The organism is Herminiimonas sp. GW821-FHT09C12 (assembly GCF_059416385.1).
This window is the reverse complement of the sequence record NZ_JBWKPC010000002.1, coordinates 40,178-62,313: the sequence shown is the minus strand read 5'-3', so window position 1 is coordinate 62,313 and position 22,136 is coordinate 40,178. Positions and strand designations below refer to the sequence as shown.

20 protein-coding genes are annotated in these 22,136 nt (G+C 52.6%); 14 read left to right on the top strand and 6 right to left on the bottom strand.

Going from position 1 to position 22,136, the window contains the following annotated elements; all coding sequences use genetic code 11:
* Positions 1-113: 113 nt before the first annotated feature.
* The 7 genes from AC07N2_RS10255 (at position 114) to AC07N2_RS10225 (ending at position 8,360) form a co-directional block, all read left to right on the top strand.
* Entirely contained in the window at positions 114-839 is a 726-nt protein-coding gene (locus AC07N2_RS10255; protein ID WP_494778199.1) for a 16S rRNA (uracil(1498)-N(3))-methyltransferase, read from the top strand.
* 153 nt (positions 840-992) lie between these two features.
* Positions 993-1,970, top strand: coding sequence for a bifunctional riboflavin kinase/FAD synthetase (locus tag AC07N2_RS10250; RefSeq protein WP_494778198.1), 978 nt, complete (start codon positions 993-995; stop codon positions 1,968-1,970).
* Between the two features lie 58 nt (positions 1,971-2,028).
* Positions 2,029-4,905 (top strand): isoleucine--tRNA ligase, encoded by a 2,877-nt coding sequence (gene ileS / locus AC07N2_RS10245; RefSeq protein WP_494778197.1) that lies wholly within the window; start codon positions 2,029-2,031, stop codon positions 4,903-4,905.
* Positions 4,906-4,998: 93 nt separating this feature from the next.
* The gene (lspA, locus tag AC07N2_RS10240; protein WP_494778196.1) at positions 4,999-5,499 is read left to right on the top strand and encodes a signal peptidase II; all 501 of its coding nucleotides are present in this window, start codon (positions 4,999-5,001) and stop codon (positions 5,497-5,499) included.
* A 65-nt stretch (positions 5,500-5,564) separates the two neighbouring features.
* A complete protein-coding gene (coaBC, locus tag AC07N2_RS10235) occupies positions 5,565-6,761 on the top strand; it encodes a bifunctional phosphopantothenoylcysteine decarboxylase/phosphopantothenate--cysteine ligase CoaBC (RefSeq protein ID WP_494778195.1) in 1,197 nt (398 codons plus the stop codon).
* Between the two features lie 48 nt (positions 6,762-6,809).
* Positions 6,810-7,259 (top strand): dUTP diphosphatase, encoded by a 450-nt coding sequence (gene dut, locus AC07N2_RS10230; protein WP_076592051.1) that lies wholly within the window; start codon positions 6,810-6,812, stop codon positions 7,257-7,259.
* Between the two features lie 18 nt (positions 7,260-7,277).
* Positions 7,278-8,360: a M48 family metalloprotease gene (locus AC07N2_RS10225; RefSeq protein WP_494778194.1), complete on the top strand. Its 1,083-nt coding sequence runs from the start codon at positions 7,278-7,280 to the stop codon at positions 8,358-8,360.
* A 104-nt stretch (positions 8,361-8,464) separates the two neighbouring features.
* Here AC07N2_RS10225 and cynR read toward each other — a convergent pair whose 3' ends face one another.
* Entirely contained in the window at positions 8,465-9,334 is an 870-nt protein-coding gene (cynR, locus tag AC07N2_RS10220) for a transcriptional regulator CynR (RefSeq protein ID WP_494778193.1), read from the bottom strand.
* A gap of 224 nt (positions 9,335-9,558) precedes the next feature.
* Here cynR and AC07N2_RS10215 point away from each other — a divergent pair, with 224 nt between their 5' ends.
* The 7 genes from AC07N2_RS10215 (at position 9,559) to AC07N2_RS10185 (ending at position 15,580) form a co-directional block, all read left to right on the top strand.
* Positions 9,559-10,533 carry a Bug family tripartite tricarboxylate transporter substrate binding protein gene (locus tag AC07N2_RS10215; RefSeq protein ID WP_494778192.1) on the top strand — a complete coding sequence of 325 codons (975 nt, stop codon included), beginning with the start codon at positions 9,559-9,561 and terminating at the stop codon, positions 10,531-10,533.
* A gap of 70 nt (positions 10,534-10,603) precedes the next feature.
* Entirely contained in the window at positions 10,604-11,035 is a 432-nt protein-coding gene (locus tag AC07N2_RS10210; protein ID WP_494778191.1) for a GlcG/HbpS family heme-binding protein, read from the top strand.
* A 53-nt stretch (positions 11,036-11,088) separates the two neighbouring features.
* Positions 11,089-11,532, top strand: coding sequence for a cupin domain-containing protein (locus AC07N2_RS10205; protein WP_494778190.1), 444 nt, complete (start codon positions 11,089-11,091; stop codon positions 11,530-11,532).
* Positions 11,533-11,592: 60 nt separating this feature from the next.
* Positions 11,593-12,489 (top strand): NAD(P)-dependent oxidoreductase, encoded by an 897-nt coding sequence (locus AC07N2_RS10200; RefSeq protein ID WP_494778189.1) that lies wholly within the window; start codon positions 11,593-11,595, stop codon positions 12,487-12,489.
* 62 nt (positions 12,490-12,551) lie between these two features.
* Positions 12,552-13,490, top strand: a complete 939-nt coding sequence (locus AC07N2_RS10195; RefSeq protein WP_494778188.1) for an alpha/beta hydrolase — start codon at positions 12,552-12,554, stop codon at positions 13,488-13,490.
* 77 nt (positions 13,491-13,567) lie between these two features.
* The gene (locus tag AC07N2_RS10190; RefSeq protein ID WP_494778187.1) at positions 13,568-14,035 is read left to right on the top strand and encodes a tripartite tricarboxylate transporter TctB family protein; all 468 of its coding nucleotides are present in this window, start codon (positions 13,568-13,570) and stop codon (positions 14,033-14,035) included.
* 3 nt (positions 14,036-14,038) lie between these two features.
* The gene (locus AC07N2_RS10185; protein WP_494778186.1) at positions 14,039-15,580 is read left to right on the top strand and encodes a tripartite tricarboxylate transporter permease; all 1,542 of its coding nucleotides are present in this window, start codon (positions 14,039-14,041) and stop codon (positions 15,578-15,580) included.
* 207 nt (positions 15,581-15,787) lie between these two features.
* Here AC07N2_RS10185 and AC07N2_RS10180 read toward each other — a convergent pair whose 3' ends face one another.
* The 5 genes from AC07N2_RS10180 to AC07N2_RS10160 all read right to left on the bottom strand — a co-directional run bounded on the left by AC07N2_RS10180 (position 15,788) and on the right by AC07N2_RS10160 (position 21,835).
* Positions 15,788-16,714, bottom strand: a complete 927-nt coding sequence (locus AC07N2_RS10180; RefSeq protein ID WP_494778185.1) for a CysB family HTH-type transcriptional regulator — start codon at positions 16,712-16,714, stop codon at positions 15,788-15,790.
* Between the two features lie 52 nt (positions 16,715-16,766).
* Complete coding sequence (locus tag AC07N2_RS10175) at positions 16,767-17,834, bottom strand: sulfate/molybdate ABC transporter ATP-binding protein (protein ID WP_494778184.1); 1,068 nt, start codon at positions 17,832-17,834, stop codon at positions 16,767-16,769.
* A complete protein-coding gene (cysW, locus tag AC07N2_RS10170; protein WP_494778183.1) occupies positions 17,831-18,742 on the bottom strand; it encodes a sulfate ABC transporter permease subunit CysW in 912 nt (303 codons plus the stop codon). The genes AC07N2_RS10175 and cysW overlap by 4 nt, the downstream gene beginning before the upstream one ends.
* Position 18,743: 1 nt before the next feature.
* The gene (gene cysT, locus AC07N2_RS10165) at positions 18,744-19,610 is read right to left on the bottom strand and encodes a sulfate ABC transporter permease subunit CysT (RefSeq protein WP_494778182.1); all 867 of its coding nucleotides are present in this window, start codon (positions 19,608-19,610) and stop codon (positions 18,744-18,746) included.
* 383 nt (positions 19,611-19,993) lie between these two features.
* Positions 19,994-21,835: a peptide transporter gene (locus AC07N2_RS10160; protein ID WP_494778181.1), complete on the bottom strand. Its 1,842-nt coding sequence runs from the start codon at positions 21,833-21,835 to the stop codon at positions 19,994-19,996.
* Positions 21,836-22,136: the final 301 nt, after the last annotated feature.

Genomic DNA, 22,136 nt, shown 5'->3' with positions numbered 1-22,136 from the left:
CCAGAGTGGCGCCATCAGACTAAAATCGAATTCCAGCGATTCCTTTTAATTAATACCCGCAGCACCTTAACTTGCCGCAAAACAATGTCGAATAGACAAGTAACGGACCACAGATGCCTCGTTTTTATTGCCCACAGCCGTTTGCCATTGGCGCAGTCGTCGCCTTGCCCGACCATGTTGCACACCACATTCAGGTCGTGCGTTTAAGCGCGGGCGACAACATCACGCTGTTTAATGGCGAAGGCGGCGAATACACTGCCACCATCGCCACCATAGAAAAAAAACGTGCTACCGCAGAAATCAAGATTTTCACTCCACGCGAAGTGGAACTGCCTTACGCCGTCACCGTAGCGCAAGCCTTGCCTGAAGCATCCAAGATGGACTGGATCATAGAAAAAGCGGTTGAACTGGGCGTGCACTCGATACAACCGCTGGCTACACAGCGTTGTGTAGTGCGCCTGTCGGCAGAACGTGCTGCCAAAAAGATGCAGCATTGGCAAGGCGTGATCGTCGCTGCATCCGAGCAAAGCGGACGTAATCGTCTGACCGCACTGGCCGAACCTGTCGATTTCAATCAGTGGGTACAGCAAAAGGATTTACACGTACGCATCATGCTCAGCCCGCGTGCCGAGCAATCTCTATCCGACTGGGCGCGTCATCATCCGCCGCAATCGGTCGCTCTGATGATAGGTCCGGAAGGCGGCTTTACCGACAAGGAAGAGGATCTGGCGCTTGCGCAAGGTGCCTTGATGCTATCGATGGGACCACGCGTCTTGCGCACGGAAACGGCGGGATTATCGGCATTGGCAGCGCTCAATGCGATTTGGGGCGCGATGTAGCAAGAACGTATTGCAGCTCTGACATCCCCTTCATCAAGCCATCTTGATAACAAAATCTGCTTACCAGAGTCCATTCAGCGATCTTAGTCGCAGGGAAACTGGTCGAAAGCATTTATAATTCAAGGTTTTGCGACAGTTTCTCTTACTCATTCCATGAAGGTATTTCGCGGACTTCCCAATGCTGCTTCCCGTGCGCCGTGCGCGCTGGCGATCGGCAATTTCGACGGTGTGCATCGTGGCCATCAGGCGCTGCTGGCACGCCTGCGCGAAGTCGCGTCGCAAATGGGGCTGGAATCGGCCGTCATGACTTTCGAGCCGCATCCGCGTGAATTCTTTGCCACGCGTGCCGGCGATCCATCCAAGGCACCGACTCGCATTGCCAGCTTGCGCGACAAATTGCAGTCTCTGTCCAAAGCCGGCGTTGATCGCGTCATCGTCGAACACTTCAATGCGCACTTCGCTTCGCTGTCGCCGCAAGAATTTGTTGAAAAAATCCTGGTGCAAGGCTTGCACGTTAAATGGCTGATCGTCGGCGATGACTTTTGCTACGGCGCCAAACGCGCCGGCAATGTCGCCACGCTGATCGAAGCTGGCAAGCAATACGGCTTCCACGTGGAGTCACAACCTACGGTCACCAGCAGCGGCACCCGCATCTCCTCATCGGCAGTGCGCGAAGCTTTGCTGCATGGCGACTTTACCCGCGCTGAAGAATTGCTCGGCCATCCTTATGCGATGTCCGGCCATGTCATCCATGGCAAGAAATTGGGACGCACTATCGGTTTCCCGACGCTGAATGTACGCGTCGCGCACAAACATCCTGCTCTGTCCGGTATATATATAGTGCAAGTGCACGGTCTGGATGAACACCCCTTGCCTGGCGTCGCCAGCATAGGCGTGCGCCCGACGGTGGACGACAGCGGCCGCGTGCTGCTGGAAACACATTTATTCGACTACTCGCAACAATGCTACGGTCGCCTGATACGCGTGGAATTCTTGAAGAAGCTGCGCGACGAAGAAAAATATATAGACCTGCCAACACTAACCGCCGCCATTGCGCGTGATGCTGTGCAGGCACGTACCTATTTCAAGCAATTGACCGACGCGGCAACTTCCGCGACCGACCGAATTTGACGATGGCCCGCTGAAGTATCACGACCGTTGTTTCACCGACCACCCTCGAAAAAATATTATGTCCGACAATCAAAACAAACCTGGCAAGCCGGCCGCAAAGCCGCAAAGCAAGTATCCGGTCAATATGACCGATACACCATTCCCTATGCGCGGCGATCTCGCCAAGCGCGAGCCGCAATGGGTCAAGCAATGGCAGGATCAAAAGGTTTACGAAAAAATTCGCAAGGCTTCCAAAGGTCGCCCGAAGTTCATCTTGCATGACGGCCCACCGTATGCCAATGGCGATATTCACCTCGGTCATGCCGTCAACAAAATACTGAAAGACATGATCGTCAAGACACGTCAGTTCGACGGCTTTGACGCACCTTATGTACCGGGCTGGGATTGCCACGGCATGCCGATTGAAATCCAGATCGAAAAACAATTCGGCAAGAACCTGCCAACCGCTGAAGTCTTGTCCAAGGCGCGCACTTACGCGAATGAACAAGTCGAACGCCAAAAGAAAGACTTCATCCGTCTCGGCGTCCTCGGCCAATGGGACAAGCCATACAAGACCATGGACTTCGGCAATGAAGCCGATGAGTTGCGCGCACTCGGCAGCCTGATGGAAAAAGGTTATGTCTACCGCGGCCTGAAACCAGTTAACTGGTGTTTCGATTGCGGCTCGGCACTGGCTGAAGCGGAAGTTGAATATCAGGACAAGCGCGACCCTGCAATCGACGTCGGCTTCCCGTTTGCAGAACCGGAAAAAGTAGCGAAAGCGTTTGGACTGGCAAAGCTGCCGACCGATAAAGGTTACGCCATTATCTGGACCACGACACCGTGGACCATCCCAGCCAACCAGGCTTTGAACGTACATCCGGAATTCACCTACGCGTTGGTACAAACCGAGCGCAATGGCGAAACTATCCTTGTGATCCTTGCCGCTGATCTGGTAGAAGCGACGCTGCAACGTTACGGCATGACAGGTACTGTCATCGCAACCTGCGTCGGTGAAGCACTGGCCATGATCAAGTTCAAGCATCCGTTTGCAGATGTTGATCCGGGCTACAACCGTTTGTCGCCTATTTATCCTGGCACTTACGTTACAGCCGATAGTGGCACCGGTATCGTGCACTCGGCACCTGCCTACGGTATCGAAGATTTTATTTCCTGCAAATCGCACGGCATGCGCGACGATGAAATCATCGCGCCGGTCATGGGCGATGGTAAATACGCATCGTGGTTGCCTTTGTTTGGCGGCCTGACGATCTGGGAAGCATCGAAACCTATTTGCGCCAAGCTGGATGAAGTCGGCTCGCTGTTCAAACTGGTGATGTTCGACCACAGCTATATGCATTGCTGGCGTCATAAGACTCCTATCATCTACCGTGCCACTTCGCAGTGGTTTGCCGGTATGGATGTGATGCCGAAGAACCAGGGCGCAACCCTGCGTGAAACCGCATTGCAGGCAATTGAAGAAACTGAATTTTTCCCTAGCTGGGGCAAGGCGCGCCTGCACGGCATGATCGCGAATCGTCCTGATTGGACTTTGTCGCGCCAGCGCCAATGGGGCGTGCCTATGGCTTTCTTTGTACATAAAGAAACCGGCGACCTGCATCCGCGTACGCCAGAGCTGTTGGAGCAAATTGCACAACGTGTCGAAAAAGAAGGCATAGAGGCATGGCTGACACTGGATGCTAAAGAGTTGCTCGGTGCTGATGCTGATATGTATCTGAAGAACAAAGACACGCTGGACGTCTGGTTCGATTCCGGCTGCACGCATCAAACCGTCTTGCGCGGTTCGCACAAGGAAGAACTGGCCTTCCCGGCTGATCTCTACCTCGAAGGTTCGGATCAGCATCGCGGCTGGTTCCATTCCTCGCTGCTAACTTCGTCGATGATGAATGGTCGCGCACCGTACAAGGCATTGCTGACGCACGGCTTCACGGTCGATGGCGAAGGCAAGAAGATGTCGAAGTCGCTGGGCAACACGCTGGCACCGCAAAAGATTTCCGACACACTGGGTGCCGACATCCTGCGCCTGTGGATCGCATCCACCGATTACTCCGGCGAATTGTCGATCTCGGATGAAATCCTGAAGCGCGTGACAGAAAGCTATCGCCGCATCCGCAACACCGTGCGCTTCCTGCTGTCGAACACAACAGATTTCGATGCAAGCAAAGATTTGGTGCCAGTCGCCGACATGCTGGAAATCGATCGCTATGCAGTCGCGCAGATGAATGCGATGCAAGCCGAGATCCTCGCGCATTACAAAGTCTACGAGTTCCATCCGGTGGTATCGAAACTGCAAATGTACTGCTCAGAAGATTTGGGCGGCTTCTACCTCGACATACTGAAGGATCGTCTGTACACCAGCGGCGTGACTTCGCATGCACGTCGTTCGGCACAAAGCGCGATCTGGCACATGACGCATTCCTTACTGCGCTTGATGGCACCGATTCTGTCCTTTACTGCGGAAGAAGCATGGACAGTATTCGCCAGCTCTGACATCAACACCGACGGCACCATCTTCACGCACACTTTCTATCAATTGCCGGAAGTGGCTGATGGTGCTGCATTGCTGGCCAAGTACACGCTGCTGCGCGAAGTGCGTAACGACGTCACCAAGCAACTGGAAGAAGTACGCGTCGCCGGCGGCATTGGTTCGTCGCTGCAAGCGGAAGTCGATCTGAAAGCCAGTGGCGACAAGTTTGCTGCACTCGCCAGCCTGGATGATGATTTGAAGTTCGTCTTGATCACATCGCAAGCCAGCGTCAGCAAGGTAGCAACTGCCGAAGAAGAATCAGTCGTCGTCACGCCATCCGCATATCAAAAATGCGAACGCTGCTGGCACTACCGTGCGGATGTAGGCACACATGCGGAACATGAAGGTTTGTGCGGCCGTTGTGTATCCAATCTGTTCGGCAAAGGCGAAGCACGTCGTTTTGCATAAACAAGTTTTACGCAAAACAACATCGTTCAAGCACCACCTCGCTCCGGCTGCAACCGGAGCGATTTTCATGACATTTAACAGGCAACCATAACAATGGCCACCAAGAAACATACTACTTATTCCTCACCCAGCAGCATCGTGCCATGGCTAGGTATAGCAACCATCGTGCTACTGATCGATCAAATTACCAAACTCACTATCCTGCGCCTGTTCTCCTATGGTGAATCGCACGCAGTCACCTCCTTCTTCAATCTGGTTCTGGTCTATAACAAGGGCGCTGCCTTCAGCTTCCTCGCATCAGAAACCGGCTGGCAACGTTACTTCTTCACCATCGTGGGCGTTGCTGCCTCGATCTTTATCATTTATTTGTTGAAAAAACATTCCGGTCAGCGCCTGTTCAGCTGGGCCTTGTCGCTGATACTTGGCGGCGCGATTGGCAATGTGATCGATCGTTTCTTGTACGGCCACGTCGTCGATTTTCTGGATGTACATGTAGCCGGCTGGCATTGGCCTGCTTTCAACGTCGCCGACAGTGCAATTTGCATAGGCGCCATCTTGTTCATCTATGATGAATTGCGCCGGGTTGGCAAATAAACCGGGAAATGCAGCTTCTCACTCCCAAGCTGATAAACTAGCCCGCACATCTTTCAGGAGTCCTCATGGATCTTGCTGGTAAAAAAATCGTACTGGGATTGACCGGTGGTGTTGCCTGCTACAAAGCAGCAGAATTAACACGCGCCCTGAGCAAGGCTGGTGCATCAGTGCAAGTTGTGATGACGAATGCTGCAACGCACTTCATCACGCCAGTGACGATGCAAGCCTTGTCCGGCAATCCGGTCGTCACCGATCAATGGGATGCTCGCGTGGCCAACAATATGCCGCACATCGATCTGACACGTGATGCCGATGCCATCGTGATTGCGCCCTGCTCCGCCGATTTCATTTTCAAGCTCGCGCATGGTGCATGCGACGATCTGCTGTCCACTCTATGCGTAGCACGTCCTGATACCTTGCCACTGCTCGTCGCACCAGCGATGAATGTAGAGATGTGGCAAAACCCGGCTACCAAACGCAACGTTGCGCAATTGAAAGCCGATCGTATCGCCGTGCTCGGCCCCGATGCCGGTGAGCAAGCCTGCGGCGAAACCGGTATGGGTCGCATGCTGGAACCAGAACAACTGCTGGAAGAAATCATTGCCGTATTTCAACCGAATCTATTGGTTGGTAAAAGCGTGATGATTACCGCCGGCCCGACCTTCGAACCTATTGATCCGGTACGTGGCATCACCAATCTGTCTTCCGGCAAAATGGGTTACGCGATTGCACGTGCTGCGCGTGAAGCCGGTGCCGACGTGACGCTGATTTCCGGCCCCACTGCATTGGCCACGCCGTATGGCGTACAACGCATCAATGTACAAACTGCAGAACAAATGCACGATGTCGTGATGTCGCGCGTCAGTGCACAAGATATCTTCATCGCCGTAGCTGCGGTAGCCGATTGGCGCGTCGCCAATGTCAGTGCACAGAAACTGAAGAAAAATGCTGCAGGCGAAGCACCATCGCTTGCCTTCGAACAAAACACCGATATCCTCGCCGCTGTTGCTGCTTTAAAGAAACGACCTTACTGCGTCGGCTTTGCAGCAGAATCAGAAAACTTGCTGGAATACGGCGAAGCCAAACGCAAGAAAAAGAATATTCCGCTGCTGGTCGGCAACATCGGTCATCAAACCTTCGGTCAGGATCAAAATGAATTGGTGCTGTTCGACGATAAAGGTCACACACCATTACCGCTGGCTGACAAGCAACAACTCGCGCGTCAACTCATCAATGAAATCGCACAACGTCTGAAGGCCTGATCGTTTATAACGACGGTATTCAGATCAATCTATCTCGACACTATTTCCATGAAAACAATCGAAGTAAAAATTCTCGACCCACGCATGAAAGAACAATTGCCTGCATACGCCACCACCGGTAGTGCAGGTCTCGACTTGCGCGCATGCATAGATGCGCCTATCGTCATCAAACCGGGCGAAACGCATCTGGTGCCAACCGGCCTGGCGATCCATATTGCCAATCCAGGTTACGCCGCGATGATTTTGCCGCGCAGCGGCATGGGTCACAAACACGGCATCGTTTTGGGGAACTTGGTCGGCTTGATCGACTCCGATTACCAGGGCCAATTGATGGTGTCGACATGGAATCGTGGTCAAACGGAATTCACGTTGAATCCGATGGAACGTCTGGCGCAATTGGTCATCGTCCCGGTCTTGCAAGTCGGCTTCAATGTCGTTGAAGAATTCGATACCAGCGAACGCGGTGTCGGCGGTTTCGGCAGCACCGGGAAGCACTAAATTTTAGGAGAATTTTTTATGCATGACCTGCTGCAACCTGTATTGAACCAAGTAAAGCGTCTATCACCTGCCAACGCAGCCTTATTTCCACTCGCTTTATTGCTGGCTGGTTGCAGCACAGTCTCGCTTGATACACCGACCACCCGTCCCGGCACTACTGCGCCCGTCACTGAATCTGCCCAAAAGCAAGCCTTGCGCAACATCACGACACAGCAAGATCGCCTGTATCGCGTCGCAGCACCACTGCTGGTCAGCAATGCGCCCTTGTGCAAAGGCAATGCGCGCAATCTGATCGGCTTCAGCGCAAAAACAAAATATTCATTCTCGGAAGATTATGTAGACGCAGCACAATCACTCGGCTTTGAAGACCGCTTGCAAGTCACCGGCGTATTGAACAACAGTGGCGCAGCACGTGCCGGCATCAAACGTGGCGACATTCTGAATAGCGTAGAAGACAAACCGATGCCGCAAGGCCCGAACGCCGAACGTCAGGCGGCAGCAATACTCGGGCCATTAGTCAGTTCCCGTTCTTCCGTCAAACTTGGCTTGATCCGTAGCGGCAACAATACAACCGTCACAGTGCCACTGACTCTGGCTTGCGGCTTTGGTATCGAGCTGGGCAATACCGATAATGTGAACGCCTACGCCGACAGTCGTCGCGTACTGGTGACACGCGGCATGTTGAATTTTGTCCGCAACGACAATGAGCTGGCTTACGTGCTGGCAAAAGAACTCGCGCACAATGCACTCGGTCATCCAGCACAACAAAGAATGAGCGCGACCGTGGGCGGCATTATCGACAATCTGATCCGCATCACACCAGATACCAGCGCGCTGGGCGGCACTGGTGGCGTCAAAGCCATGCCACAAGAATCGGATGCAGCAGCAGACCGACTCGCGCTCTACATGTTGACACGCGCTGGCTACAACATCGATGGTGCAAACAGTTTCTGGCAACGTCTGGCAAATCAATATCCAGCCAGCGTATCGAACAGCTATACAGCGATACATCCAGCTACCGCTTATCGTTTGTCAGCCATCGACAAAACTGTAGCCGAAATCAAGGCAAAGCAGGCAGCAAAAAAACCGTTGATGCCTTAACTCAGCTATTCGTATAAACAATAAAAAAGGAACGCTTTGCGTTCCTTTTTTATTGCGTCTCTCCGTCAATATTTTGACATCGCAGAATACCAGTTCCAACAATGTCAGAAGCGCTGTCGTATCGTTTCCACCAAAGCGCGTGCGGCGGCCGAGAGGTGGCTATTACGACGTGTAAAGAGAGCAACGGTATGCGTGACCGTCGGCGTCAGCGGAATCTGATGCAGCCCCGGCATTTCATCAACCAAATTCGCCGATAGTATCGTCGCCAGTGAGCTATTACGCACGGTTGCAAGTATCGGTTCTATCGCATTCATTTCCATTACGATGCGTGGCGTGATGCCATTCGCCAGCAGAATCGCATCGATCATTTTTCGCGAGTTGTATTCGTTCGACAGCATGATCAGTTCGTGCTCGTTCAATTTGCTCAGTGGAATCCCCGCGCAACCTACGAGCGGATGACGATCACCAACCACCAGTGCAAGCGGCACGGTAAAGAGTGGTTCAACATTGATCTGTTCTGTACTTGACGGTGCGTATGCCACACCAAAATGCAACTCGCCATCCAGCAGGCGCTCTTCTATCTCCCCTGAGCGCAGACGCAACACCGTAATCTTGATACCGGGATAAACCTTGTTGAAATCTGCCAGGATAGGCGGTAGGTGAAAAGTGCCGAAGGAAGACAGCACGCCAAACGTCACCCTCCCGTGCTTGAGATTTTCCAGTTCATTCAGCGCATCCATGCCCGCATCAACTTCCAGCAGCGCACGCTTCGCATAGGTCTGGAACAGTTCACCCGCAGTCGTCAGTTTGACCACACGACCAACCCGATCGAATAACTGTATGCCGAGTTCATCCTCTATCTGCTTGATCTGATGCGACAGCGTTGGCTGCGTGATATGCAAGCTCTCCGATGCTCGTGTGAAGCTCTGCGACTGTGCAGCCGCAAGAAAGTAACGCAAATGTCGCAATTCCATGACTGTATTCGCTCCTGATTCTGGGTTTCTTGTGCCATCGGATAAGGCTGAGTTTTCCTATGATTTCATCAATGTGATGAAGAAATCAATAGATACTATCTATAAATTATATAAATTTAAATCATTTGTGCAGACAGATGATGCGGGATTAGTCTGTAAAAAACGCGCAACGACGCGTAACTAACCAGATTTATCCGGTAACAAAAAATACGAAGGAGACAAGGATGAAAAAGCTGTTTGCACTAACGGTCGCTACATGCCTGACGTTGACGGGCACAATTGCCCACGCCGATGATACCTATCCGCAGCAGACGATACGGCTGGTTGTTCCGGCATCTCCCGGTGGTGGAGCTGATTCCATTGCCCGCCTGGTGAGTCCCGGCTTGTCGGCCAGTCTGGGACAACCAGTAGTAGTCGATAACAAGGCAGGTGCATCCGGCACCATCGCCGGCGGTCTGGTCGCCAAATCGAAACCAAACGGCTATACCTTGTTGATGGCGCAATCCACCAGCATCGTGATCGCGCCACATATCTACGAGCAACTATCCTACAACACGCTGAAGGATCTGGTGCCAGTGACGCAAGTCATCCGCGTACCGAACATTCTGGTCGTCAATCCACAAGTACCGGCAAAAACCGTCGCCGAGTTCATCGCCCTGGCAAAGTCGAAGCCAGGCGTATTCAACTTTGGCTCTGCCGGCATAGGCTCTCCTAGCCACGTCGCCGGGGAAATGTTCGACAAGCAGACCAATATCAAGATGATGCATGTGCCCTACCAGGGCTCAGGCCCTGCAGTGATCGCATTACTCGCAAACCAGATCCAGGCGATGTTCGCACCGATCACCGCAGTGCTACCTCTCATCAAGTCCAACAAGTTGCGCGCACTGGGGGTTACCACCATCGCACGCCAGCCTGCATTGCCGGATATACCGACTATCGCCGAGTCGGGTGTGCCCGGTTTTGACATCAATTCGTGGTTCGGAATTTTCGTACCGGCGGGTACACCACCCGACATCATCGCGCGCCTGAACCGCGACATCGTCCAGGTACTGAAGGATCCTCGTGTCGCCAGCGCGATTGCACAACAGGCATCGCAACCGGTCGGCAATACACCACAAGAATTTGCCTCATTGGTGCACAACGAAAACCAGCAGTTCGCCACGCTCATAAAAGACATCGGCACACAAGCCCTGAGGTAGCTCCACCATCTCAGGACACGTGCACAGCTTTAACTTCACCTTCAACCTTAACCGTAACAAAGGATCTCGCATGTCAGCTCTCACCTTGAAACAAGCAAACAACATTATTGAAAACGCCATCGCACATGCGCACGCAAGCGACATCAAGCCGCTCGCCGTTGTCGTGCTCGATCCTAGCGGCAACATCATCGCCGCACAGCGTGAAGACAACGCCAGCATGTTTCGCCTTGATATCGCACTGGGCAAAGCCTGGGGTGCAGCGGCGATGGGTTGTTCCAGTCGCGCACTCGGCCTGCGTGCCAAAGACAATCCGGCATTTTTCACCACGCTGGCAGCGACTGCAAAAGGCCGCTTCCTGCCGCAAACCGGAGCCGTACTGATCAAGACCGAAGACGGTGCGATTCTCGGCGCTGTCGGAGCCAGCGGTGGTACCGGCGATGAAGATGAAGCCTGCTGCGTCAAAGGTATAGAAGCTGCCGGTCTGCGTACCAATGCCGCATGAATGAAGTACGTGGATGAAGTGCGGAACAACTGCAACCTCAAGGAAAGAACAACATGAATACAAATACCAAAAACAAAGGCGCAGTTAAAGCAGGCGACGGCACGTATATCTTCGCTTTGCCCGAGATGGCAGGCATGGAAGCCGGCATCGGTTATTCAACCGCATTCGGCCCGGTCGTGGAAGGCGAACGCATGCAGGTCGGCCTGATCAACAAGCGTCGTGGCACAGGCGCGAAGCCGCATACCCATCCAAACGAACAATGGAATTACATCGTGCAAGGCACATTGCGCGTCAGCATAGGTGATCAACCGGAGCGACTGTGCGGTCCGGGAACGCTGCTTTACTTCCCCGCCAACATCGTGCATTCGACAGTCGCAACACTGGACGAAGACGTCGTCTTCCTCACCGTAAAGGATCTGTCGCATGGCATACACGGTAAGGCGGTCGATGGCACCACGGATGGCGGTTACTTCGAACCCGGCATCGAAAACAAATAAGTTGCACAAGCATGTCATGCAATGACGCAGACCTTGGCAGGACACAGGAGAGATACAGCGATGGCTAACATCAGGAACATCGGTTTCATCGGCATAGGCAATATGGGTGCACCCATGGCCGGGCAGCTTGCACGCAAGGGATTTTCCCTGACTGTGTACGACGCGAATGCGACTACCGCCGATGCATTCGCCCACGAACATGGGGCACGCGCCGCACGCACCGCCGCAGAAGTGGGTGCAGGTGCCGACGCAGTGATTTTCATGCTGCCTAACGATCAGGTGGTACAGCAAGTGTTGTTCGACGACGGACTCGCGACGCAACTCGCACCCGGCAGCATCGCCATCGATATGGGCACTTCTGCACCTGCTGTCACCCGCAACATCAGCGCCAAACTCGCACCACTCGGCATCGGCTATCTGGATGCGCCTGTCATGGGCGGTGTGATATTTGCGAAAGACGCCAGCCTCGACATCATGGTCAGCGGCGACGATGCAGCTATAGAACGCTGCCGACCGCTATTCGATGCAATGGGACGCAAGCTCTGGCCGTGCGGCGACATCGGCAGTGCGCATGTACTCAAGGCGATGACCAATTACATCAATGCATGTGCACTCATCAACACGCTGGAAGCTATGACGATAGGCCGCAAGTTCGGTCTAGACAGCAAAGTCATGGCCGAAGCCATCGATGCGATGTGCAACGGTCGCCAACATCCGGTCGTCAAGAAAGTAATTCCACACGTACTGACGCGCAAGTTCGGCACCGGCATGGCGATGCAACTGATCGCCAAGGACGTAAAGATCGCCGTCGACAGTGCACACAGTGTGGGGGCCGCAGTACCGCTCGGCGAAGCAACAGAGAAATTATGGCGTACCGCCTGCGAGCAGCTCGGTGGAAGCACCGATCACTCCGCAATCGTCAAGTACTGGGAAGCAGCAAGCGGCGTGCAACTCTGACGCATACCAATGTTAGTTCGGATCACGTAGTTTTAATTGAAAAATAACTTTAGGAGAATTGAATGAGCGCAGTACAAAAGACACATGATGACGAAGTACAAGGCGTAGAACACTGGACCAACAAGGGCGACGTGCGGCTATTCATGTGGGAAAAATTTGTCGGTACGCCAGATAACAAACCTGCAGTGCTGTTCGTCCACGGTTCGTCGATGGCATCGCAACCGACCTTTGATCTGACAGTACCAGGCCGGGCCGATTCGTCAGTGATGGATTGGTTTGCCAAACGCGGTTTCGTTTGCTGGTGCCTAGACATGGAAGGCTATGGCCGCTCCGACAAAACACGCGACATCACCTGCGACATTTCCAACGGTGCCGATGATCTCGCCGCTGCGACCGACTATATTCGTCGTACACGCGACATCGAGAATTTTTTGACGTATGGCATTTCATCCGGTGCGCTGCGCGCCGCCTTGTTCGCACAGCGCCATCCCGAGCGCGTGTCACGGCTGGCACTCGATGCCTTCGTCTGGACTGGCGAAGGTGCGCATACGCTGGAACAACGACGCAAGAAGCTGCCGGAATTTCTGTCATCGAATCGTCGTCCTATCGATAGAGCTTATGTGTACTCGATCTTCGAACGCGATCATGCTGACTGTGCTGAAAAACGCGTAGTGGAAGCCTTTGCAGATGCGATTCTGGCACTCGATGATTCGATGCCGAACGGCACTTACATCGATATGTGCTCCAAGCTGCCACTGGTCGATCCAGAAAAAATTACCGTGCCGACCGTCGTATTACGCGGCCAGTTCGACGGCATTGCGGCATTTGATGACTTGATTGAATTCTTCAAACTCCTGCCGCACCCGGACAAACAATTCACCATGTTGAACGGGATTTCTCACGCCAGTTTTCAGCAGAAGAACTACATGATGGTTTATCAAATACTGCACGCCTACTTTACTCAGCCAGCACCAGTGTATGTGTCAGCAGGATCACACTGACGATACACCGTGACGTCAATGCGGCTTCCTGATACGCGTCATGCAGACGCGTATCAGGCTACAAGATGGAGACAAAAATGATTTTCAGTAAGTGGTTCAACAAATATAACAAGGACTACTACGGCGGCGCACTGATGATGTTGATCGGCCTCGCTGCAGCCGCACGTGGCATCGACTACAAGGTCGGCACACTGGAAAACATGGGTTCCGGCTTTGTGCCTGTGGCGGAAGGAGTACTGCTCGCGCTAATCGGCGCCGCAATAGCATTGCAAGCTACACGCACTGCACCTGCGGCAAAAAAAACCGGGACACCACAATGGCGCGGCTGGTTGTGCATCGTGTCTGGATTGATTGCATTTGTGATCCTCGGCGAGCATGGTGGCTTGCTGCCGGCGAGTTTTGCGATTGTGTTCATCTCGGCACTCGGTGATCGCAACAACAGTCTGAAGGATGCATTCGTGCTGGCACTGGCCTTAATGATAGTCAGCGTGGTGGTATTCCGATGGGCACTCGGTGTGCAGTTTCCATTACTGCAGTGGGGTTGAAAAATGCTGCAATCTCTGATGGACTTGCAGCACGGTTTTGGCATTGCGCTGCAACCACACAATCTGATGTGGTCTTTTTTTGGCGTGTTGATCGGCAATCTGATCGGCGTGCTACCTGGGATGGGCGCCTTGTCGGCAATCTCCATCCTGCTGCCACTCACTTACGCGATGCATCCCATCCCTGCGACCCTGATGTTGGCCGGTATTTTTTACGGCTCGCAATATGGTGGCGCAATCGGTGCGATCCTGCTGAATCTGCCCTGCCATCCGCCACATGCGGTCACTTGTCTGGATGGTTATCCGCTCACGCAACAGGGCAAGGGAGGAACCGCACTCGGCATCACGATGATCTCTTCCTTCTTCGCGGCTTCGGTCGGCATCATCGTCATGATCATCGCATCACCACTACTAGTCAGCATCGCATTTGAGTTCGGCCCGGCGGAAATCTTTTCGATCATGCTGCTCGGCTTGCTGTGTGGTGGCACCATGTCGCGCGGTTCTGCACTCAAGGGCGTTGCGATGACGCTGGTCGGTTTGCTGATAGGCACGGCTGGTACCGATGTGAACAGTGGCACCATGCGCTTTACCTTTGGCTTTCTGGAGTTGTCGAACAAGGTCGAGCTGGTAGCACTCGCTCTGGGTCTGTTCGGCGTGACCGAATTCTTGCGTAACGTGAATCAAATGCAGGTAATCAGCGCGCACAACACCAATGTCAGCTTGCGCGATATGCGTCCCAGCAAGGCGGACCTCAAGCGTTCCATCATGCCCATGTTGCGCGGCACATTCATCGGCACGCTATTCGGTTGCATGCCAGGCACCGGCCCGACCATCACGACTTTCATCGCATATGCATTTGAACGCAAGGTATCAAAAACGCCTGAGCTATTCGGCACCGGGATGATAGAAGGCGTCGCCGCGCCGGAGGCTGCCTCTCACTCGAAGACGCAAGTGGATTTCGTGCCGACGATGAGCCTGGGCATTCCTGGCGATGCTGTCATGGCTTTGATACTCGGTGCGCTGCTGATACAAGGCATACAGCCAGGACCGCAACTAATCACCGAACATGCTGATCTGTTTTGGGGACTGGTAGCCAGCTTCTGGATCGGCAATGTACTGCTCATCATCCTGAATGTGCCCTTGATCGGCATCTGGGTGAAGCTCTTGCGTGTGCCGTATCGCTTTCTGTTTCCATCGGCGCTCTTCTTCATCGCGGTCGGCGTATACAGCGTCAACAACAGCCTGTTTGAAGTGGGTGAAGTGCTGGTATTCGGATTGATCGGCGCACTGTTCGTCGCGCTTGATTTTTCTGTTGCGCCGATACTGCTCGGCTATGTACTGGGACCGATGATAGAAGAAAACTTCCGCCGTGCAGTACTACTGTCACGCGGCGACATGATGGTGTTTCTGCAGCACCCTATCAGTTGCGCGTTTCTTACACTGTGTGCCTTCATGATAGCGGTGCAAGTTTTCTTTTCGTGGCGAAAATCTCACCGCGCAAAGCAGGCTACGCACAATGAGTTATCGCAAATAGCGCCCTTGCCTTGAACAACTGATTACAGCAAGGCCATAAAAAAAGCGTGCTGCCTCATGTAAGCAGCACGCTTTATTTTTTCATCGCATCAATCGATGCAGGCAACACCAAACTATTTAGAGGTGGTTGCAAAATTAAGATGGCTAGGCGCGCCGACGCAGGCAGTACGAGTAGTACGACAAGGAGGCGCAACAACGCCAGGTTAGTTTTTCAACCGTCTCTTAGGCATGCGCCTTCATTGCTTCGTCAATATCAGCACGCGACAACTCCGGTGCAAACTGTTGAATGAAGTCATACGCATATTGGCGTAAATACGCACCGCGCCGCACAGCCAATCGCGTCACATTTTCTGCAAACAGATGTGAAGCATCAATGACCTTCAAACCGTTGCTGCCATTCTGCTTAACCGCCATCGACGCCACGATGCCAACACCAAGATCGAGTGACACGTATTGCTGAATAACGTCCGAATCCATCGCTGTTAAGACGATGTCGGTCGTAATGTCTGCCTTCTTGAATGCATCGTCGATATGACCACGACCGGTAAAGCCCAGGTCATAAGTAATCAATGAATACTGCGCCAGATCTTCCAGCGTGATCAGTTTCTTTTCCAATAAAGGATGACCATCCGGCACGACTACCGAGTGATGCCAGCGGTAGCAAGGGAAGGACACCAAATCTTCAAACTGACTCAAACCTTCAGTTGCAATACCGATATCCGCCTTGCCCGACAAGACCCACTCTGCAATGTGTTCCGGCGTGCTTTGTTGCAAGGCGATACGTACTTTAGGAAACTCTTTACGGAACACCTGTACGACCTTAGGCAGCATGTAACGCGCTTGTGTATGGGTCGTTGCCACGGCCAGCGTACCAATTTCCTGTCCTGCGTATTCCTGGCTGGCACGCTGCAGATTTTCAGCTTCCAGCAGCAAGCGATCGATGATCTGCAAGATACCGCGACCAGGATCGGTCAAACCTGTCAGACGTTTGCCATTGCGCTCAAAGATATCGACGCCCAGCTCTTCCTCCAACTCGCGTATCTGCCGGCTGACGCCAGGCTGCGATGTGAACAGCACATTCGCCACCTCGGTCAGGTTGTAACCGCAACGCGCGGTCTCGCGGATCGATCGTAGTTGTTGAAAATTCATATCCAGGCACCTCTCTCTACTTGCTCAATAGTGCGCTGACTATCGATGTAAATTACACCGATTCGTCAACGAACACTTGCAAACGTTTAGGGCGAACTATCAGTGTTTCGCCGTCTTTCAATTTCAATTGACCAAAACGCTCATTCGAGATCACGGCTTCAATCAATTCACCGTTATCGTCACGTTCCAGCTCCAGTTGTGCCAATGGGCCGATCGCATGCGAGCGACGCAGTTGCACCACGATGCCTTCTGCACCAGTCGTGTAGCGATCAACTTCCAGATCGTGCGGACGCACATAGCCGATACCCTTGGCATCTTGTGTTTCTGCATGCTCAGGCGCATCGAAGGCGATACCTGACGATTGCAAAATGCCTTCATGTACACGACCGTGGAACAAGTTGACGTTACCGAGGAAGCCGTAGACGAAAGGCGAAGCCGGATTGTTGTAAACATCCTTAGGCGCACCGATCTGCTCGACGTTACCCTTGTTCATCAACACGATTTGATCTGCTACTTCCAGCGCTTCTTCCTGATCATGCGTAACGAAAATACTGGTGACATGCAGATCGTCATGCAGGCGACGCAACCAGCGACGCAATTCCTTACGCACTTTTGCATCCAGCGCGCCAAACGGCTCATCCAGCAGCAACACGCGTGGTTCCACTGCCAAGGCACGCGCCAAAGCGATACGTTGACGCTGACCACCAGACAATTGCGGTGGATAGCGATCTGCCAGCCAATCCAGTTGCACCAGTTCCAGCAGCTTGGTTACTTTTTCCTTGATCACTTGCTCGGAAGGACGCGTCGACGCAGGACGTACACGCAAACCGAAAGCGATGTTTTCAAACACAGTCATGTGCTTGAACAAGGCGTAATGCTGGAACACGAAGCCAACCTGGCGTTCGCGCACATGGCGCGCCGAAGCGTCTTCACCATCCAGCAATACCTGGCCGTGATCCGGTTGTTCCAGACCGGCAATGATGCGCAACAAGGTAGTCTTGCCGCAGCCGGAAGGTCCGAGCAATGCGGTCAATTCACCCGCTGGGAATTCCAGCGATACATTGTTAAGTGCGACAAAATTGCCGAATTGTTTTTGAATATTCTTGACTTCGATGCTCATGATCCCTGCTCCTGAAACTGTTCGTGTGTATCTTTTAAACGCCATTCAATGAATGATTTGAGCGCCAGTGTAACCAGTGCCAACATTGCCAGCAATGATGCTACAGCGAATGCTGCGGAAAATTGGTATTCGTTATAGAGAATCTCAACCTGCAGCGGTATCGTATTTGTCTGGCCACGGATATGACCAGATACCACCGATACTGCGCCAAATTCACCCATTGCACGTGCATTACACAAAATCACGCCGTACAACAAACCCCATTTAATATTAGGCAGCGTCACATGCCAGAAGGTTTTCCAACCGGAAGCACCCAAGACCAGCGCTGCCTCTTCCTCTTCACTACCCTGCGATTGCATCAACGGTATCAATTCACGTGCAACAAACGGGAACGTCACGAATATCGTTGCCAGCACGATCCCCGGAACTGCAAACAGGATCTTGATATTATTTTCCTGCAACCAACCACCGAACCAGCCTTGTGCACCAAACAACAGTACATAAATCAAACCGGAGATCACTGGAGAAACAGAGAACGGCAAATCGATCAAAGTCAGCAAAACGCTTTTGCCGCGGAAATCAAACTTCGCGATACACCAGGAAGCAGCCACACCGAATACCAGATTCAAAGGCACTGCAATCGCCGCCGTAATCAAGGTCAACTTGATCGCAGAAACAGCATCCTCTTCAACAATCGCTGCAATATAAGCATCCCAACCTTTTTTCAATGCTTCGGCAAAAACAGATGCCAATGGCACGAATAGAAACAAAGTCAAAAATGCCAGCGCAACAACGATCAATGTAGTGCGCACCCAAATCGGTTCCAGCGTCGCAGCTGGTACACGCGGTGCAGTACGCGGACCGCTGGCGACCGCCACGCCATTAGCAGGAAAAGCAATCGCTGTCATATCAAACCTTCTCTGCCTGACCGCGTTTGCGGGTCCAGGCTTGCAATAAATTAATCGCCAATAACATCAAGAACGAAGCAGTCAACATCACCACCGCAATCGCTGTCGCACCGGCATAGTCGTACTGCTCCAGCTTGGTCACGATAAAGAGCGGCGTAATCTCGGACACCATAGGCATATTGCCGGCGATGAAAATGACAGAACCGTATTCACCTGTCGCACGAGCAAAAGCCAGAGCAAAACCGGTCAGCAATGCAGGGAACACCGTCGGAAAAATTACCTTGGCAAAAGTCTGCCAATGGCTGGCACCCAAACTAGCTGCAGCTTCTTCCAGCTCACGCTCGGCATCTTCCAGCACCGGTTGCACAGTACGCACAACAAAAGGCAAGCCGATAAACGTCAACGCGATCACAACGCCCAGCGGCGTAAATGCCACCTTGATACCTATATCCTCCAGATAACGGCCTATCCAACCGTTAGGCGAATATAGTGCGGTCAATGCAATACCAGCCACTGCCGTTGGCAAGGCAAATGGCAGATCGACCATTGCATCAATAATTTTTTTGCCTGGAAATTTGTAACGCACCAGCACCCAAGCCACGATGCCGCCGAAAAACGCATTCAAGGTTGCCGCAATCAGCGAAGCGCCAAAGCTCAACTTATAAGAAGCCATCACGCGATCTGACGTCACCGCGCTAACGAAGTCCCCCCACGTCATCGTGAACGTCTTCAGAAATACCGCCGACAGCGGTATCAGAACGATCAGGCTGAGATAGAAAATGGTAAAACCAAGCGACAAATTGAATCCGGGAAGTACCCTGGATGTAATTTGTTTCCTGACAGGAATGGCAATGGCAGCAGCGGACATAAGCTCTCTTTATTACAAATATGGCTAACAGGCTGCAATAATTGCACTTAGACGATATAAAGAAAACGAATCTTTTTGCATTTTGTTAGAAGAAAAACGTATATAGAATTTCCTCCAAGTGACGCAGAAGTTTAGATTCTTGCAAGAGAAGATGAGATTTCTGCCGCGGCAATTGAGATTAAATATTGCATATAGGAAACATATTGTTTTCCTCGCAGAATTGACTCTCTACAACCAAGCCACCTTCCACTGCCTAGCGAAGGTTGCAGCCCAGTCATACGATCCTTCACATCCCAACGCACACAAGTCTATGTGCATCTGATACAGAGTTCGTTTTGTTATCACCAACACCAGAGCGAGTCAGGACGAGTTACTGGAAAACACTAAGCCGATGGCAACTCTTTGAGCAATTGCAGCAAGCGCTGCCCCAGGATTTCCGGGCGACCGCAGAATAGTTTGTCGAGCAGTGCCGGTTGTTCCAGTTGGCGATACAACGCCGCGCGCGTCGGATAGTCGTCAGCCAGACGCACCGCTGCCGCAACGTAATCCTCAACGCTTTGGGTAATGCACCAGTCAGGCAAGCCCAGACGTCTGAACAAGCCCTCGTCGATATGCTCGAACACTTCGCGACCACTTTTACATACACCTGGAATACCGATAGTCACTGCATCGACGATGCCATTGGTATTGCCGAACGGGAACGGGCTGAGAAACATGTCGCACTGATTAAAAATGGAGAGATATTTCTGATACGGCTGATGCTGATACACCGATGCCTGCGGCAGATAACCTTGTATCAGGCGGCATACCTGAGGGTAAATCAAACCCTGTGCCTGCCCGATCAGAAAATGGAAATGTATCTGGCGCGATGATTGCCGGTCAATTTCCTGGCATGCCGCCAAAAACCCGGGATTCAATTTCATCGTCGTGGCAGCCACTGCCACATGCACCACTGTTCGCTCTGAACGTTGCTGCGGGGCCAGCGCTACCGTAACGGCAGATGGGCGATACGGCTGCCCGTCTTTGGGCAACAATAATAACTTCTCGCTGAAACAGGCCGGATCACCGACGAAATCCTCTTCAACACTGATGTAATCAATGGCCCGTGCATGGGTCGTGGCCGGATGTCCGAGCGCCGCTACCTGCAACCGCGCCAATCTCAGATTGGCCGCAAACATGGTGATCGGGAACATGCCGACACTAGGCATGTAAAACACATCCGGTCGCCGCGCCATTGCCACGGCATGCAATTGGCGCATGCAGGCCATCGTGTCATTTTTCGCGTCAAATTCAATGACCTCATCAAACACCGCTCGTCCCAGCTCGTCCACGTTATTGGTATAAGCAATCGCGACCAGATGGAAATGCTCGCGCGCCGCCTCCAGTGTTTTCGAATGGGTGCGATAAATCGAGTGCCCGCCGGTAAACCATTCCAGCAAGACCAGCATGACCGGTTTGCCCGCATCATTGCTTGCGGTCGCTGTCGGTGGAATATCTCGAATATTGAGCGCTGCCAGCTTGTTTTGAATCAAGCGATTAATCGGTCGCTTGATATCGTGGCGTCCCGGTAAATCGGCATAACTGCAATGCATGTAAACATCGTGCAAGATCCCAAGCGGCAAGCTATCCAGCGTGTCGATTTGTTCCAGTTGTGCCGGCAGCCACGCCAGCAAGGCTTCACGTTTCGAATGCGCAGCTCTTGAGCCGAGAAAGCGCGGCGACAACAAGGCCATGAACAGGGCCGCAGCAAGCGTGGGGTTTTGTTGCCACAAGCGTGCGGCATCCAGTGGCTGTTCGGACTCCGGCGAATACAGGATGCAGTACTTGATCAGATCCAATTCAGTGACATGAACCGCCTTGGACTCAGGCCCAAGGAAATTGAGCGAACTCAGGATATGGTCGGCGTTGACGAAGGGACTGGCTGCAAACAACGCTGCCAACCAGCGCTGAAAATTGATCAGTTGACCGAAACCATCCGGCGTAATGTGAAAGCTCGGATCTGAAAACAAGGCAGAAATGGCACTGGCAACTCGTGTCAACACATGCTGATTCAATTGTTCTGCCGGAATCGATGCCGATGCCGTGAGCACGAAACTCTCGTTGAGCTTGCCGTAATTTTTATCCAGCAGCAGCAAGAGCTTGAGCAGTTGACGTACGGCTGCTTCCTGTTGTCTGGAATAACAAAGGTATTCGAATTTTTCCAGCGAAAAAATTTCTTCTGTCATGGCGCACTAACTATTACCAACTCAAATGTCGACAAACTCGGAAACAGGTCTGCTTGCGCAGAGCTTATTGCAGGCTATTAAATCGAAGTTATTGTCGTGCTGCAATAATTGGATTGCATCATCCTGCCTAACGTCCTAGTTGTTAATTTGCATCAAAAACTGATCCACGTTCAAAAATAGTCCTTGTAGGCGATGTGCGTACCAAACACGGTATGGGTAGGCCTGCCCATATATTTCTCCTATGAAACATCGTTCCAGCGCAACATTTTCTTGCCTTGCAAAACCGCCCACCAGTCAGATC

What these genes read in the sequence shown, in the direction of transcription:
- AC07N2_RS10180 (WP_494778185.1), bottom strand. Translation starts at nt 16,714, where the DNA reads ATGAATTTTCAACAACTACGATCGATCCGCGAGACCGCGCGTTGCGGT.
- AC07N2_RS10210 (WP_494778191.1), top strand. Translation starts at nt 10,604, where the DNA reads ATGTCAGCTCTCACCTTGAAACAAGCAAACAACATTATTGAAAACGCC.
- ileS (WP_494778197.1), top strand. Translation starts at nt 2,029, where the DNA reads ATGTCCGACAATCAAAACAAACCTGGCAAGCCGGCCGCAAAGCCGCAA.
- AC07N2_RS10190 (WP_494778187.1), top strand. Translation starts at nt 13,568, where the DNA reads ATGATTTTCAGTAAGTGGTTCAACAAATATAACAAGGACTACTACGGC.
- AC07N2_RS10160 (WP_494778181.1), bottom strand. Translation starts at nt 21,835, where the DNA reads ATGACAGAAGAAATTTTTTCGCTGGAAAAATTCGAATACCTTTGTTAT.
- AC07N2_RS10205 (WP_494778190.1), top strand. Translation starts at nt 11,089, where the DNA reads ATGAATACAAATACCAAAAACAAAGGCGCAGTTAAAGCAGGCGACGGC.
- AC07N2_RS10175 (WP_494778184.1), bottom strand. Translation starts at nt 17,834, where the DNA reads ATGAGCATCGAAGTCAAGAATATTCAAAAACAATTCGGCAATTTTGTC.
- dut (WP_076592051.1), top strand. Translation starts at nt 6,810, where the DNA reads ATGAAAACAATCGAAGTAAAAATTCTCGACCCACGCATGAAAGAACAA.
- cysW (WP_494778183.1), bottom strand. Translation starts at nt 18,742, where the DNA reads ATGACAGCGATTGCTTTTCCTGCTAATGGCGTGGCGGTCGCCAGCGGT.
- cysT (WP_494778182.1), bottom strand. Translation starts at nt 19,610, where the DNA reads ATGTCCGCTGCTGCCATTGCCATTCCTGTCAGGAAACAAATTACATCC.
- AC07N2_RS10200 (WP_494778189.1), top strand. Translation starts at nt 11,593, where the DNA reads ATGGCTAACATCAGGAACATCGGTTTCATCGGCATAGGCAATATGGGT.
- lspA (WP_494778196.1), top strand. Translation starts at nt 4,999, where the DNA reads ATGGCCACCAAGAAACATACTACTTATTCCTCACCCAGCAGCATCGTG.
- AC07N2_RS10215 (WP_494778192.1), top strand. Translation starts at nt 9,559, where the DNA reads ATGAAAAAGCTGTTTGCACTAACGGTCGCTACATGCCTGACGTTGACG.
- coaBC (WP_494778195.1), top strand. Translation starts at nt 5,565, where the DNA reads ATGGATCTTGCTGGTAAAAAAATCGTACTGGGATTGACCGGTGGTGTT.
- cynR (WP_494778193.1), bottom strand. Translation starts at nt 9,334, where the DNA reads ATGGAATTGCGACATTTGCGTTACTTTCTTGCGGCTGCACAGTCGCAG.
- AC07N2_RS10250 (WP_494778198.1), top strand. Translation starts at nt 993, where the DNA reads ATGAAGGTATTTCGCGGACTTCCCAATGCTGCTTCCCGTGCGCCGTGC.
- AC07N2_RS10255 (WP_494778199.1), top strand. Translation starts at nt 114, where the DNA reads ATGCCTCGTTTTTATTGCCCACAGCCGTTTGCCATTGGCGCAGTCGTC.
- AC07N2_RS10225 (WP_494778194.1), top strand. Translation starts at nt 7,278, where the DNA reads ATGCATGACCTGCTGCAACCTGTATTGAACCAAGTAAAGCGTCTATCA.
- AC07N2_RS10195 (WP_494778188.1), top strand. Translation starts at nt 12,552, where the DNA reads ATGAGCGCAGTACAAAAGACACATGATGACGAAGTACAAGGCGTAGAA.
- AC07N2_RS10185 (WP_494778186.1), top strand. Translation starts at nt 14,039, where the DNA reads ATGCTGCAATCTCTGATGGACTTGCAGCACGGTTTTGGCATTGCGCTG.